This is a genomic window from Paenibacillus sp. ALE3 (assembly GCF_054113405.1).
Map to the genome: position 1 here is coordinate 1,776,958 of NZ_CM134214.1, position 16,194 is coordinate 1,793,151.

The 16,194-nt window shown below is 43.8% G+C and carries 11 protein-coding genes; 9 read left to right on the forward strand and 2 right to left on the reverse strand.

Going from position 1 to position 16,194, the window contains the following annotated elements:
• Positions 1-189: 189 nt before the first annotated feature.
• Entirely contained in the window at positions 190-957 is a 768-nt protein-coding gene (locus tag ACXHJ2_RS07880) for a DODA-type extradiol aromatic ring-opening family dioxygenase (protein ID WP_165079674.1), read from the forward strand.
• A 145-nt stretch (positions 958-1,102) separates the two neighbouring features.
• Here the strand turns inward: ACXHJ2_RS07880 and ACXHJ2_RS07885 are convergent, their stop codons facing one another.
• Complete coding sequence (locus ACXHJ2_RS07885) at positions 1,103-1,819, reverse strand: Crp/Fnr family transcriptional regulator (RefSeq protein WP_014599995.1); 717 nt, start codon at positions 1,817-1,819, stop codon at positions 1,103-1,105.
• 258 nt (positions 1,820-2,077) lie between these two features.
• Between ACXHJ2_RS07885 and adhE the strand changes: the two genes are divergently transcribed.
• From adhE to ACXHJ2_RS07925, 8 genes are all read left to right on the forward strand, one after another.
• Positions 2,078-4,690, forward strand: coding sequence for a bifunctional acetaldehyde-CoA/alcohol dehydrogenase (gene adhE / locus ACXHJ2_RS07890; protein ID WP_165079675.1), 2,613 nt, complete (start codon positions 2,078-2,080; stop codon positions 4,688-4,690).
• Positions 4,691-5,017: 327 nt separating this feature from the next.
• Entirely contained in the window at positions 5,018-7,279 is a 2,262-nt protein-coding gene (gene pflB / locus ACXHJ2_RS07895; protein WP_165079676.1) for a formate C-acetyltransferase, read from the forward strand.
• A gap of 65 nt (positions 7,280-7,344) precedes the next feature.
• The gene (gene pflA / locus ACXHJ2_RS07900; protein WP_013371803.1) at positions 7,345-8,103 is read left to right on the forward strand and encodes a pyruvate formate-lyase-activating protein; all 759 of its coding nucleotides are present in this window, start codon (positions 7,345-7,347) and stop codon (positions 8,101-8,103) included.
• Between the two features lie 217 nt (positions 8,104-8,320).
• The gene (locus ACXHJ2_RS07905; protein WP_165079677.1) at positions 8,321-10,543 is read left to right on the forward strand and encodes a copper amine oxidase N-terminal domain-containing protein; all 2,223 of its coding nucleotides are present in this window, start codon (positions 8,321-8,323) and stop codon (positions 10,541-10,543) included.
• 255 nt (positions 10,544-10,798) lie between these two features.
• The gene (locus ACXHJ2_RS07910; protein WP_165079678.1) at positions 10,799-11,290 is read left to right on the forward strand and encodes a Fur family transcriptional regulator; all 492 of its coding nucleotides are present in this window, start codon (positions 10,799-10,801) and stop codon (positions 11,288-11,290) included.
• A 1-nt stretch (position 11,291) separates the two neighbouring features.
• Entirely contained in the window at positions 11,292-11,582 is a 291-nt protein-coding gene (gene yidD / locus ACXHJ2_RS07915) for a membrane protein insertion efficiency factor YidD (protein ID WP_165079679.1), read from the forward strand.
• Between the two features lie 412 nt (positions 11,583-11,994).
• On the forward strand, positions 11,995-14,013 hold the full coding sequence (metG, locus tag ACXHJ2_RS07920; protein ID WP_165079680.1) for a methionine--tRNA ligase: 2,019 nt from the start codon (positions 11,995-11,997) through the stop codon (positions 14,011-14,013).
• A 168-nt stretch (positions 14,014-14,181) separates the two neighbouring features.
• Positions 14,182-14,898: a cytochrome c biogenesis CcdA family protein gene (locus tag ACXHJ2_RS07925; RefSeq protein ID WP_165079698.1), complete on the forward strand. Its 717-nt coding sequence runs from the start codon at positions 14,182-14,184 to the stop codon at positions 14,896-14,898.
• Here the strand turns inward: ACXHJ2_RS07925 and splB are convergent.
• A complete protein-coding gene (splB, locus tag ACXHJ2_RS07930) occupies positions 14,891-15,955 on the reverse strand; it encodes a spore photoproduct lyase (protein WP_058829768.1) in 1,065 nt (354 codons plus the stop codon). The genes ACXHJ2_RS07925 and splB overlap by 8 nt on opposite strands.
• Positions 15,956-16,194: the final 239 nt, after the last annotated feature.

Consider the following 16,194-nt stretch of genomic DNA (forward strand, 5'->3'; position numbering starts at 1 on the left):
AATATTTTTAAATTTATTAGTTACATATTACTATGACTTTATACCTATATCAATCTTTATTTAAAGAATTGCTGATCTTTAAGTATATGCTGGCATCTATATTGACATTACTATATTACTTATGTATTATTGCTTACATAAAGTTACTAAGTGAATAAAATAAATTGTTTGCGATAAGGGGATTTTTTAATGGTACCATCTTTATTTTTAGCCCACGGATCACCTATGCTTGCTATTGAACAGACGGACTACACTGCATTTCTAGAGCAGTTGGGGAAAAGCGTTCACCCTAAGGCGATTGTTATCTTTACAGCTCACTGGGAGACGCAAGTGTTAACGATTAGTTCAATGGATGACATATACGATACAATTTATGATTTTGGAGGCTTCCCACCCGAACTGTACGAAGTGAAGTATCCAGCACATGGTTCTGTTGAACTAGCTAATAAGTTGAAAAAGTTATATGAACAAAAGGGCATCGATGTACAAACTGATCGGGTGAGGGGACTGGATCATGGTTCCTGGACATTGTTGCATCGTATGTATCCTGAGGCAGACATTCCGGTAGTTCAGATTTCCGTAAATCCGTACCTCTCGCCCAAAGCACAATTTGCCATTGGTGACGTGTTGCGTGAGTTGGGAGAACAAGATATTCTGGTCATTGGCAGTGGCGTGACTGTCCATAATCTGCGTATTGTCAAATGGGGAGAAACGAAAACGGAGCCTTGGGCAATTGATTTTGATGACTGGATTATCGAAAAAGTGCAAAGCGGAGATATAGAAGCTTTGGATCACTATGAAAGCGAAGCGCCATATGCTCGTCAGGCCGTACCTAGAGCAGAACACTTTGTACCGTTGTTTATTGCAATGGGTAGTGGCAATCCTGCAAACAAAGCTAAGGTCATCCATAGAAGCTATGAGATGGGAAATTTAGGTTATCTATGCTTTCAGTTTTAAAGCGTGTAGGGCAGAAGAAGGTCGAGTTATGTGCTTTGTTACTGTCCCGTCCGTTCTCTAAAAAATGGGGAGTGGAATAAAATTAGGGAGTGTTATAAGCTAATAATGGCTTACAGCACTCCCTTTTACATTAAAAAACAATTTATTATATCCGGCAAATCTCACGTGGGCACAATTCACAATGACATACACCTTGCAGCATTTCCAAATCCTTGACAACAATCATACCATTATCGTATTCTACTGCATTTTTCTTACGCAGATCACTGAGCATCCGATTTACGCTTTCCCGGGTAGCACCGATCATATTTGATAAGTCAGTATGAGTAATCTTTTTATGAATCAAGATATAGTCGCCGTGAGGCTCACCATAGGTGTTGCATAGTCGGATGAGTGTGGAACATAGAGCGCCAGGCTTGCCGTACATCATCAAATCGCGGAACTTGGTCTGAGTAATGCGATGATGCGATCCCATCCATTTCATAAAGTCAATCGCAAAATCACAATGCTGGCAAATAAGCAGCTCCAAATCTGTATGATCGATTACGCCAATATCACTGTCCTCCAGAACCTCAGCAGAAAAGGAATGCTTGGTGCCGAAGAAAGGATCAGCTTGACCAACAAGATCGCCGCTTTGATACATATATAGAATAAGTTCCTTACCCTCATCCGTTGTTTTGGTTACCTTTACGCGTCCGCGCTTAATATAAAACAGCTTATCCGCTGTATCTCCTTCCCAGAACAAATGCGAGCTTTCTGGCATAACTCGATCTTTCATCATCACTTGCAACCGGTTGAAGCTGGCCTCCGAGAAGCAACAGGTGTTGCCGCGGGCTTCCATTACATTTGTAGGGTTTCTCATCGTCCATTTCCCCTTTGTATCCTATGTTTTTTATCTGCAACTTGATCAATTCAAATTCATTATATACCTGTGCAATGAGTTTTTGGGGCAAGAAGAGGGGGTAAAAGTGGCAGAATTCCAAACTTTGTGATTTAATTCACTTCATAAAATAAAATTTTAAATAGATTGTGAAAAAAATCACAAAATATCTTGAAAAGCTGTGTTACGATCAGTGCGTGAACAAGAGATAGTACACGAGATAACAGGAGGATGAGGGAAATGGCTGTTAAAAACGAGGTTATCCAAAAAGAGCAAAGCGCAGAGCAGTATATTCAAACGCTGATTGACCGGGCGAACCGGGCACAGCAAGCTTTCATGAGTATGAATCAGGAGCAGATTGATGAAATCGTACAAGCTATGGCACTCGCAGGGATGGATAAGCACATGCACCTAGCGAAGTTGGCTGTTGAAGAAACAGGACGCGGTGTGTACGAGGACAAAATCACCAAAAACATGTTTGCAACAGAATATATCTATCACAGCATCAAAAATGAGAAGACCGTTGGTGTCATTGAAGATAATGATTTCGATAGCTTCCAAAAGATTGCAGAGCCAGTCGGTATCATCATGGGGATTACTCCAGTAACAAACCCGACTTCGACTACGATGTTCAAAGCGTTAATTGCCATTAAAACACGTAACCCAATCATTTTCGGCTTCCATCCATCTGCTCAATCGTGTAGTGCGGAAGCAGCCCGCGTATTGCTTGAAGCAGCTGTTAAACATGGTGCTCCAGCGGATTGCATCCAATGGATTGAAGCACCTTCGATGGATAAAACAAATGTACTGATGAACCACCCTGATGTGGCATTGATTTTGGCAACTGGCGGATCAGGCATGGTTAAGGCAGCTTATAGCTGTGGTAAACCTGCACTTGGCGTAGGTCCTGGTAACGTACCTTGCTTTATTGAAAAAACAGCCGATATCAAACAGGCCGTGAACGACCTTATCCTTTCTAAATCTTTTGATAACGGTATGATTTGTGCTTCGGAACAAGCCGTAATTATCGAAGAGCCTATCTTCGAGCAAGTGAAGAAATTGATGATTGCTAATGGTTGCTACTTTGTAAATAAAGAAGAAGCAGCTAAGCTCACTCAAGGGGCTATGAATGTAGAAAAATGTGCAGTGAACCCGGCCATCGTCGGACAGTCTGCTGTAAAAATAGCTGAAATGAGCGGCATTACAGTACCGGCAGGAACAAAAATTTTGGTCGCTGAAATTGAAGGAGTAGGAACCAAATTCCCATTATCTGCGGAAAAATTGAGTCCGGTATTGGCTTGCTACAAAGTGAAAAATGCAGAGCAAGGTATCCAACGTGCTGCTGAAGTTGTAGAGTTCGGCGGTATGGGTCACTCGTCAGCTATCCATTCGCAAGATGAGGACGTTATCGCTCGCTTTGCAAACCGTTTGCAAACAGGTCGTATCATTGTAAATGCACCTTCCACACATGGTGCAATCGGTGATATTTACAACACCAACCTTCCTTCGTTGACACTTGGTTGCGGTTCGTACGGTCGTAACTCGACTTCGTCGAACGTATCTGCAGTTAACTTGATTAATGTGAAAAGGGTGGCGAAACGGACGGTGAATATGCAATGGTTCAAAGTACCTTCCAAAATTTATTTTGAGAAAAATTCGACACAGTATCTTGCTAAAATGCCTGATATCACACGTGTAGCCATTATCACTGACCCTATGATGGTGAAACTCGGATATGTGGACCGCGTCATTCATTATTTGCACCAGCGCCAAACACCAGTTGCGATTGAAGTGTTCTCTGAAGTTGAGCCAGATCCATCGACAGTTACGGTAGAGCGTGGTACTGAAATGATGAGACGTTTCCAACCGGATTGCATCATCGCACTCGGCGGCGGTTCGCCAATGGATGCTGCTAAAGGCATGTGGATGTTCTATGAATATCCGGATACTGATTTCAATAGCTTGAAGCAAAAATTCATGGATATTCGTAAACGGATTTACAAGTACCCACGTCTGGGTCAAAAAGCACAATTTGTAGCTATCCCTACAACCTCGGGTACAGGTTCGGAAGTCACATCGTTTGCAGTAATTACAGACAAAAACCTGGGCAACACGAAGTATCCGCTGGCTGACTATGAGTTGACTCCTGATGTGGCAATTATTGACCCTGTGTTTGTATATTCGCTGCCTAAAACAGCTGTAGCCGATACAGGTATGGACGTTCTGACACATGCTATCGAGGCTTACGTGTCTGTAATGGCCAATGATTACACAGATGGTCTGGCAATTAAAGCCATTCAACTGGTATTCCAATACCTGGAGCAATCGGCTCTGATCGGCGACAAGTTGGCTCGCGAAAAAATGCATAATGCTTCTACACTTGCAGGTATGGCGTTTGCTAATGCATTCTTGGGTATTAACCACAGTCTTGCACATAAATGGGGCGGACAATACCATACGGCGCATGGCCGCACGAATGCTATCTTGCTGCCGCACGTTATTCGCTACAATGCGAAAAAGCCGACAAAATTTGCTTCGTTCCCTAAATATTCGCACTTTGTTGCAGATGAGCGCTATGCAGAAATTGCACGCATACTGGGACTGCCTGCACGTACCACTGAAGAAGGGGTTAACAGCTTAATTGACGCGATCCGTAAGTTGAACAAAACACTCGGTATCGAGGAATCGTTCCAACAACTCGGATTCGATCCAAAAGACTTTGAATCACGTGTAGATTATCTGGCTGACCGCGCTTTTGAGGATCAATGTACAACTGCAAATCCAAAGCTGCCGCTGGTTACTGAATTGGCTGATGTATACCGCAATGCCTTCTACGGACGCTTTGATCAATAATATAATAGTATGAAGAGGCTTGTAACAAAGCATTTTCCTATACAATACCAATGCAGGCTCTCTATATAGAGGGCCTCTTGGTTTGGGAAGGGAGGTGAGCGGCGAGGCTGAAGGTATAGGCGTGAAGCTAGGGAAAATAAAGTGACATAAATCACTCATATTGTGATTTATGTCACATACTACACTCTATCATTATTCTACAATAAGAGTGTAAGAAAGGTCCCGACACTGAGCGTAAGGCATCGGTGAAAAGGCCGGGCTCAAGAAATAGTTTAAACGTGAAAAAAATCACAAGTCCGGAAGACCAAACAATTTGGAGGGATTTACATGTCGGTGATTGAGAGAGAATTACAAGAGCAACAATCTGGCTGGAGAGGTTTTAAAAAAGGAAAATGGACTAGAGAAGTTAACGTCAACGATTTTATTGAAACCAATATCTCACCTTATGTTGGTAATGAAAAATTTTTGGTTGGTCCTACTGCTAACACAACTGCACTGTGGGAAATTGTATCTGATCTTACTAAAAAAGAGTTGGCAAACGGCGGTGTGCTTGATGTAGACGTGAATACGCCATCCACCATTATTTCACATAAACCAGGCTATTTGGACAAGGACAAAGAACAAGTTGTCGGTGTACAAACAGATGCTCCATTCAAGCGTTCTTTGCAACCGTTCGGTGGAATTCGGATGATGATCGACGCTTGCAAAGCCTATGGTTTTGAAGTGCCACAAAGCATTGTTGACATTTTCACTCATATTCGTAAAACGCACAACCAAGGTGTATTTGACGCTTATACAGATGAAATGAGAGCAGCTCGTAAAGCTGGTATCATTACTGGTTTGCCAGATGCATACGGTCGTGGTCGTATAATCGGTGACTATCGTCGCGTAGCTCTGTATGGTGCAGACTTCTTGATCCAAGATAAAAAACTTCAATTGAAAAGCCTTGAAGTTGATTCCATGGAAGAAGACGTAATCCGTCTACGTGAAGAAATTTCTGAACAAATTCGTGCCTTGAATGAATTGAAACAAATGGCTGCTGAGCACGGTTTTGATATTTCTAAACCAGCTAACAATGCAAAAGAAGCTTTCCAATGGGTATATTTTGGATATCTCGCAGCGATTAAAGAACAAAATGGTGCAGCAATGTCCTTGGGACGTGTATCTTCATTCCTTGATATCTATACTCAACGTGATCTTGAGGAAGGTACGATGAACGAAGAACAAGCTCAGGAACTGGTCGATCATTTTGTTATGAAACTGCGTATTGTTAAGTTCCTGCGTACACCTGACTACAACGAACTGTTCAGTGGTGACCCAACTTGGGTAACAGAATCCATTGGTGGTATGTCTGTCACTGGAGAAACTCGTGTTACCAAAAACAGCTTCCGCTTCTTGCACACACTGTACAACTTAGGACCTGCTCCAGAGCCTAACTTGACTGTACTGTGGTCAGAAAAACTGCCTGAGGGCTTTAAAAAATATTGTGCAAAAGTTTCTATTGAAACTAGCTCCATTCAATATGAAAATGACGATTTGATGCGTCCAATCTACGGCGATGATTATGGTATTGCTTGTTGTGTATCCGCCATGAGAATCGGTAAACAAATGCAATTCTTTGGCGCTCGTGCCAACTTGGCAAAAGCTCTGCTGTATGCCATTAACGGCGGTAAGGATGAAAAATCCGGCGTTCAAGTAGGACCTGAGTTCCCAGCCATTACAAGCGAAGTGCTGGATTACGAAGAAGTGTTGAGCCGTTTCAAACCTATGATGGAATGGCTGGCAAAACTGTACATGAACACTTTGAATGTTATTCACTATATGCATGATAAATATAGCTACGAACGCATTGAAATGGCGTTGCATGACCGTGATATTCTGCGTACCATGGCTTGTGGTATTGCGGGTCTGTCAGTTGCTACCGACTCCTTGAGCGCCATTAAATATGCAAAAGTTAAACCAATTCGTAACGAAAAAGGAATTGCTGTTGACTTTGAAATCGAAGGCGAATACCCTTGCTACGGTAACAACGATGACCGCGTAGATACTATTGCTGTAGAACTGGTAGAAAGCTTCATGAGCATGATCCGCAAACATAAAGCTTATCGTAATGCGGTTCCTACTCAATCTGTACTGACCATTACTTCCAACGTGGTATACGGTAAGAAAACAGGTACAACACCTGATGGACGTAAAGCAGGCGAACCGTTCGCACCAGGTGCAAACCCAATGCATGGTCGTGATAAAAAAGGTGCTCTGGCATCTCTGAGTTCCGTAGCCAAATTGCCTTATGAACACAGCTTAGATGGTATTTCGAATACCTTCTCCATCGTGCCTAAAGCACTGGGTAAAGAAGAAGAAACACGCAAAACAAACCTTGTTTCGATGATGGATGGCTACTTTGGAAGTCACGCACATCATCTGAATGTCAATGTGTTTGCTCGTGAACAACTGTTGGATGCAATGGAACACCCAGAAAACTATCCACAACTTACGATTCGTGTTTCCGGCTATGCCGTTAACTTTATCAAGCTGACTCGTGAGCAACAATTGGATGTTATTAACCGTACTTTCCACGGTACAATGTAAATAAGTTTTACGTATCAAATAATACACTGACGCACGCATAGCGGATGCGGGAAGGATGATGCAACATGTTGAAAGGTCACATACACTCATTGGAAACCTTCGGGACCGTCGATGGTCCCGGCATCCGCTTCGTGCTCTTTATGCAAGGATGCTTGTTGAAATGTCAATATTGCCATAATCCGGACACTTGGGCCTTGAATGAAGGTAATCCGATGACGTTAGAAGAAGTATTGGCTGAGATTGAACCATACTTAGCCTATTACCGTTCTTCGGGAGGCGGATTAACTGTATCCGGTGGAGAACCGACATTGCAAGCTCATTTTGTAGCAGAGCTGTTCAAAGAAGTGAAACGTCGCTGGAATTTGCACACGACATTGGACAGCAACGGCTTTAATGATGCAGGTCGTATCCATGATCTGCTGGACGTAACGGATTTGGTACTACTAGATATTAAGCACATCGATAACGACAAGCATATTAAGCTTACAGGCAAGTCCAACGACCGTATGTTAAGTACGGCCCGATGGTTGTCTGAGCAAGGGCGCAAGATGTGGATTAGACACGTATTTGTACCGGGGATTCATGATGACGAGCAAGATCTACTAAATTTGGGACGGTTCATTGGAACGTTGAACGGAGTCGAAAAATTCGAAATTTTACCTTACCATCAAATGGGTGTTTACAAATGGGAAATGCTCGGTAAGGCGTATCCGCTGGAGGGAGTTCCGTCTCCTACAGATGAAGAAGTTCAACGTGCTTACCGACTCATTGAAGAGGGTCGTCTGGAGACTGCAGGAACGAATACTGCCTGTCGTCCATCATAATGTAAATGGATCAGAACTACTTTCAGGTTATGAAGCCGCCGCCACATCAGATCAGATGGACGGCGGTTTTTTGTTGTTGAATTTTTGCATTCACAGGAGAATGTTCCCTTTTTTTCATGATCGTCAAAATTTCCAGAAACTTTTTAGCAACTGTCGCGTCTAATAGTATGACTTTTCACGGGAATGATAATAATTTGGGGATAGAAGGAGACAGACAATGAATTTCAAGAAATGGACCATGCTCACCGCCTTGGCGGTAGCTCAGGTGGCTGCAGTAGCCCCTGTAGGAGCAGAAGCAGCATCAACAACTGTTCAATCCACCGATTCGGTTAGCGCACAGCAGGCTCAGACCAATGTTGCTGATTCCGGCGTTCAGAATAGTATCGGAGATCAAGATGGAACAAGCACACAAAATAATACGGTAACACCTAATAACACAGGTGTATCCAATGATCCATTGACTGGTTTGCCTACAGATACTACTAACGGATCGAACGTAACCAATGATGTATACGGTGGAGACGGAACGATTACCAATCCTGGTGGAGCTCCAACATCCATGAATGCGAATCAACTGATTTTGTATTTGAACAGTGCTAAAATGGAACAAAACGGACAGGTATATACAGCAACTCAGCCGATGACAGTCAAAGACGGAGTTTCCTATGTAGCTATCCGTTCTCTTGTCAGCCGTGTCGGATTGCAGTTTAGTTATGACACTGCCACTAAAGAAACCGTAATCACTCAGGGAACAAATGTTCTGCGCTTCAAAACAGACAGCAAGGTTTATACGGTTAACGGTGAAGCTAGACAAATGAAGGGACCGGCTTTCCAACAAAAGAACGTATTTATGGTACCGTTGACCTCGATTACACAGGCCTTAAATATTCCTTATACTGTGAATAATACGACTAAACAAGTTATCATGGATTTGAATCAAAAACCGAAAGCTTCTTTTACGGTTCAGCAAAAAGATATCTATGCGGGCGAAACTCAAGTTACGTATTTGACTAAGGAATCTTCTCCTACAGGTCTTCCGATTGTGAACCAACGTTGGGAAGGTAAGCAGGACGTATTTCAGGAGCCGGGTACATATGTAGTTACCTATTCCGTTCTTGACTCTGCTGGGAACTGGAGTGATCCTTACTCAGTAACAATTACAGTAAGACCACCAAACCAGCCGCCAGTGGCTCTGTTTACAACGGATAAAAAAGAGTATAAGATGGGTGAAAAAATTACCATTACCGACCTGAGTACTGACGACGAGAATGCTATCACTAAGCGTGATTGGGTGAATAAAAAACTTGCCTTCTTCCAACCAGGAGATGTAACAATTACCCTGACCGTGACTGATAAGCACGGCGCAACAAATAGCATAAATCAAACAATTAAAATTACGAACGAATTGCTATACAACGAGGATGATTTCAACAAAATTTTCACGCCATATGGCGATAAATACAGTGTAGATGGCAGCCAGGTGCCTACTATGGCCACTATTCCAGTGACAAGCACTTCTTCACCACGTCTTCTGATTCGTGCTAACAGCCCAGAGCGTGTGTTCCAGGATGGTATCGTGTATCAGGAAACAGGCTCAGGCAGTACGCGTATTCTTGTCCATCATGTCAATGAAACGGGTCGAGATGTGAAGATGTACGTGATTGCGACCAACAACAATATCACGCCTACCAATATAAATGTCGAAAATTCCGGTTTTGCTGGACCATCTGAGTTTGCAACAGCTGCGGGTAAAGTTTCGATTCAAAGGTACTTTCAATCTATGTTGGATGGAAGCAAGCATTCCAGCACAGTTCTAAATCCGGGTGAGAGCCGTGTTATTTTACAAGATTTGAACGCGCAAAAAATCAAGCAAAAACAAGTTATTTCTTTGTTATCCGATCTGTACACGGATCAACCTATTCAATACACGGTAGTTGTGCTAGATGCTAATGCAGATCCAATGACTGTACTGCCTACACTGGCAAAACTGCCTAAGGACGGTATTCATAACCGTGGAACGTACGCAAATTCGGATATCTCGCTCAATTATACCGAAGAGGTTGGTAAAACAGCCCAACGTATCGTTCTTGGTGATAATAAGGTAGACCCGAACCTGATTGGTACCGACGGTCTGGACGGTTCTTCTGCTTCCAATGCCGGTAACTTTGGTGTTGTATATAAGGTTAAGTTGGACCATGTAGCGCCATATTCACTGATTACGTTTAACCCGCGGGGAGGCGAATATTCCGGCTATGCGATGGTTAACAATCAGGTTGTGGGTATACCGACAAATGGTTCTGTATGGGCTCCGAATGAAATGAGTGTACTGTATCGTACAGGTCATATTGAGGAAAGTGTAGAGATGTATTTCACTGCAGCTGCTGGTAGTAATCTGCCGGTTTCCGTAGTAGTTATGCCTTTACCAGCTATTAAAAATTAGTTTGAATTAACCGGTGCTGTTTACCGGCTTAGACCACTTGAGTCTCATCATTCACCGTTTTAAAAGTCGATGTCACTTACAGGATATAGGCGTTCTCCCGTTGCAAACTTGGTTGCAGCACTGGAGAACGTCTTTTTCTTATGAGTAGCACGAATATCTCTTATAATATTGACTTTAATCGTGGTATAATGAATAGATGCAAGCCTAAGCCTGCATCAGAAAACCTGAAACTATAGACAGGGGAGGGTGAAACGCATGCTGACAAAGGATGAGATTATCGCAACGATGTCCGCTCAAGGGCTGCGTATTACAGATCAGCGCAAGACGTTGGCCACGTTATTTTCCGAGAATGAAGGGTATCTGTCCCCCAAAGACGTTTATGAATATATGGGTAAGAAGTACAGCGGACTTAGCTTTGATACAGTTTATCGCAATCTGCGTGTAATGCAGGAATTGGGTGTACTGGAGCAGGTATCTTTTGAGGATGGAATGAAGTTCAAGGTGAGCTGTAATGAACATCATCACCACCATCATATGATTTGCTTGAGTTGTCAGAAAACATTGCCGATTTCTTTTTGTCCAATGCAAATGACAGATACGACAGATCAATTCCAAATCGTCGAGCATAAGTTTGAAATTTTTGGTTATTGCAAAGACTGCCAGCAGAAGAATGGGCATACTGAGAGTAATTCGGATGGGGGTTTCAGACAGACGAGCAGTCACACTCACAGCCACGGAGGCTACTGAAATGAAAATCACCACCCGCAGAGTGGTACAGGCTCCGATTCAGTTTTATCGTGCTTACATTTCCCCATTAAAACCTGCTACCTGCAGGTTCTATCCGACGTGTTCGGCGTATGCGCTGGAGGCGGTAGAAGTGCATGGTGCGCTCAGAGGCTCATGGCTGGCTGCAAAGCGTATAGCTAAATGCCATCCATTTCATCCCGGCGGCGTAGATTTGGTCCCTCCTGCAAAAAAAGGGGTAGATAAGTCTGACAAAGATCGTTTGGCTACCCATACCGAGAAGGGTCTGACTTGACAGCGCTATGCCGATTTGGTTATATTTTGGTTAATATTGTTTTCCTGTGAAAGGATGAGTAAGGTAAGTCGTCCAGTACAGAGAGCCGGAGTTAGCTGAAAACCGGTCTGGAGTGAAGCCTGAATATGGTCCTGGAGGAACCTTTTTCGAGCGTATTTGCCACAGTGAAGCTATGTTCAGGAGGCAATCGTAAGGAGGAGGCGTGATCCAGCGTTAATGGGCGGTCAGATGTGACCGGTGAAGCCTGTATTCTGCGAGGGTACAGGGAATTTGGGTGGTAACGCGTGAGGTGACTCTCGTCCCATAGGGACGGGGGTCTTTTTTGTGCCCAATTTGTGTCGAATTCATGAATTGGAGTACCTATCATGGTAGCAAATCTTTTGCTGTCGTGAACAAAACAGGAGGAACATACATGTCTAGTGAGAACACATTTTACATTACAACACCGATCTATTATCCCAGTGACAAGCTCCATATAGGCCATGCCTACACGACGGTAGCGGGTGATGCGATGGCTCGCTACAAGAGGCTACGGGGTTATGAGGTTCGTTATTTGACAGGAACGGATGAGCATGGCCAGAAGATTGAGCAAAAGGCAAGTGCAGCTGGCAAAACGCCTCAACGTTTCGTAGATGACATTGTGGCAGGTATTCAAGACCTGTGGCGGAAGCTCGACATTTCCAATGACGATTTTATCCGTACTACGGAGGAACGTCATAAGGCTGTCGTACAGGAAATCTTTGATCGTTTATTAAAACAAGGCGATATTTATAAGGGAGAATACGAAGGCTGGTACAGTATTCCCGACGAGACTTACTACACAGAAACTCAACTCGTTGACGTCGTGAAGGACGCTGAAGGCAATGTGACTGGAGGTAAAAGCCCGGATAGTGGACACCCTGTCGAATTGGTCAAGGAAGAGAGCTACTTTTTCCGCATGAGCAAGTATGCTGATCGGTTGCTGCAATTTTATGAAGAGAACCCGCAGTTTATCCAACCGGAATCCCGGAAAAAAGAAATGATTAACAACTTCATCAAGCCGGGGCTAGAGGATCTGGCTGTTTCCCGTACAACGTTTGATTGGGGAGTTAAGGTTAAGGGGGACCCGAGGCATGTCGTATACGTGTGGATTGACGCACTTTCCAACTACATCACAGCCTTGGGGTATGGCTCTTCTAATACTGAGCTGTACGATAAATTTTGGCCAGCAAATGTGCATATCGTAGGTAAAGAGATTGTACGGTTCCACACGATATATTGGCCAATCATGCTGATGGCACTGGATCTTCCGTTGCCTAAAAAAGTATTTGCACATGGTTGGTTACTCATGAAAGATGGTAAAATGTCGAAATCTAAAGGCAATGTGGTAGACCCGGTAACGTTGATTGACCGTTATGGTCTGGATCAACTTCGGTACTACTTGCTGCGCGAGGTGCCATTTGGAGCGGATGGAACATTCACACCTGAAAGTTTTGTAGATCGTGTAAATTCAGATTTGGCCAATGATCTGGGCAACTTGTTGAATCGTACTGTAGCGATGGTAGACAAATATTTTGACGGTAAAGTTCCCGCTTATGAAGCCAATGTTACCTCATTCGACGCAACTTTGGTAGATATGGCAACATCGACTTATAGTAAAGTTGAAGAAGCTATGGAAAATATGGAATTTTCCGTGGCTTTAACGGCGATTAGCCAATTTATTAGCCGCAGCAACAAGTATATTGACGAGACTCAACCGTGGAGTCTGGCTAAGGATGAGGCAAAACGTAGCGAATTGGCATCTGTTATGGTGCATTTGGTAGAAAGCTTGCGTATTGCTTCCATTTTACTTCAGCCTTTCTTGACACGTGCGCCTCACCAAATTTGGGAACAACTCGGTATTCGTCAAGGAGAGCTGACTACATGGGATAGCGGTAAGCAATTTGGGCGTATTCCAGAAGGAACGCAGTTGGTTAAAGGGAATCCGATCTTCCCTCGTCTGGACTCTGAGCAAGAGGTTGCTTTTATTGTAGAAGCAATGACTGGAGGTAAGAAACCGGAGGAAGCTGCGACACAAGCTCAACCGCTGAATGCATCTGAGGCGAGCCAGGAAGCACCAGAAGCGAAAGAAGAGATTGGCATTGAGGATTTTGCCAAGGTAGAGCTGCGCGTTGCTCAGGTTGTCGCCTGTGAGCCTGTGAAGAAGGCTGATAAACTGTTAAAGCTACAGCTCGATCTTGGCTATGAGCAGCGGCAAGTGGTATCAGGAATTGCGAAGTTTTATACACCTGAGGATATCATTGGGCGTAAGGTAATCTGTGTGACCAATCTTAAGCCAGTAAAACTCCGGGGTGAGCTGTCGCAGGGTATGATTTTGGCAGCATCACATGGGGATCAGCTTACATTGGCCACTGTACCGGAAGGTATGCCGAATGGTGCGATTGTAAAATAAGAGTCTATATAAAATAAAAGAACGTAAAAAGCGTATGCTTGGGTATTCTTCTCCCCAGGCATACGCTTTTTGGCTTCATCATATTTTCCTTTGTCTATACGTATGTTTTAGTAGGTAGGGCTTGTATTTGCTCTGCGTGTTCACTAAGACAGGTGGGAGGAAATAATGATGTCAGATGTCAACGCGGGGTTGGCCATCGTTGCCGGGCTGGTTTCTTTTTTTTCACCGTGCTGCTTGCCACTATATCCATCCTATTTATCGTATATAACAGGAATGTCGGCACGTGAACTTGCTGAAGGACGGCACAGGGCAGAGGTTCGCTATCGTACGATGGGACACACGCTTGCTTTTGTATTAGGCTTTTCGGTTGTTTTCTATTCACTGGGGGCAAGTGTCGGGTTGCTTGGAGAATGGTTTGCCAATTATGGGGATACGCTAAGAATCGTAGCAGGGCTGCTTATTATACTCATGGGTCTGGTATCTCTTGGTTTCGTCCGACCATTGTTTCTAATGAGAGAGCATAAGCTGCACTGGACATGGAAGCCTGCCGGATACGCCGGTTCCTTTGTAATCGGAATTGGGTTTGCGGCAGGCTGGTCCCCCTGTATCGGTCCTATGCTAACAGCTATTATCGCTTTGGCGGCAGTAGAGCATCACATTTGGTTCAAGCTGATTACTGGCTACGCGCTTGGTTTTGCGATTCCGTTTTTTGTATTGGCTTTGCTGGCAGGCTCTGTTAAGTTATCGTCCCGTTATACTTCCATACTTATCCAAATAGGTGGCCTGCTGCTTGTAATCACTGGTATTTTACTGGTAACGGACCATATGACAGATATAACGTTTTTTTTACAACGGGTTACCCCCGATTGGATGCTAGTTATGTGAAATATTCAATACGACTTAAAGGAAAATGTTCAAAAATGCGTTCAGTGATAAATTCCCGTAGTGCATTTTGCTGTTCATCGGGATAAACATATTTATTCTGTCCCCAGCGGCCCCATTTTTTCTTTCGTTTCTCTATGTCCATTTCCAGTTTGGTTTTCGGGTAACGCTTCTCGATAACCGCTTTGGATGTTTTGGTAAAGCGATGCTGAATTAGTTCGAATGTCAGATCCTTTGTAGCATGCTGGGGCAAGGTTTCTCCCAATCTACGCAGAAGCTCTCCGTAACCTGCTTCCCAGCCGTCATACCAAATGATGGGTGCAATGATGAATCCCAGCGGATAACCAGCCCGTGCGATTTTGCCCGCTGCTTCAATACGTTCCTCGAAGCGCGAAGTTGCAGGTTCAAACTGTTTAATAACATAATCGGAATTAATGCTAAAGCGGATGCGAGTATGACCATTATGTTTAATATCCAGCAATGGATCCACATGATGATATTTAGTAACAAAACGAAGTCGGCCAAATTCCTCATCTGCCATGAAACGAATCAAGTCCCCAAGCGATCCGGTGATATGCTCCAAACCAACCGGATCAGAGGTACAAGCTGCTTCAAAACGAGTAATTTCAGGCACTCGCTCCTCAATATAGCCTTTAGCTGCTGATATGATATCGTCAGTGTTGACATAGATGCGAATATACGGTTTCGCTCCCAAGGTTGTTTGTAAATAACAGTAGTGACAGTGCCCCATGCAGCCGGTCGAAATAGGGATGGCATATTCGGCAGAGGGTTTGGATTGGTCAAAAGTTAATGTTTTACGGATTCCGACAACCAGTGTCTTTTTTGCCATTCGGTACTTTTCAACTTCAGTTTCACCTGGTAAATTGGTAATTCGGTTGTGAGAGGTCGTCATACGATATGGAATATCCTTAGCTTTGACCCAATCCATAATACGCTGGCCTTTGGGATAATTTAGCGCGTCTGGCTCAAAAAACACCAGATCAGGCATGAATGGCTTGGTTCCTCTGGTTTGGACAGGAGTACGCTCAAGCGTAGACATGGCTAACCCTCCTTTCGAAATAAATCCTCTGTGCTCTGGTGTCCAACTCTAAAGTATCTCCGCAGAAAGCAACGAGACAGGGGCGACAACATTAGTGTACCCTGCTTAAATTGAACAAATCGTGGCAATAGATGTGAGTGGAGGGACGAGACTTGCCAATGGGCGATGATAACATGTATCATTACATAGTAGGTTTAATGCAGGAAATGAAGGCGGTAAGCGCCCGTTCAATAACAGAA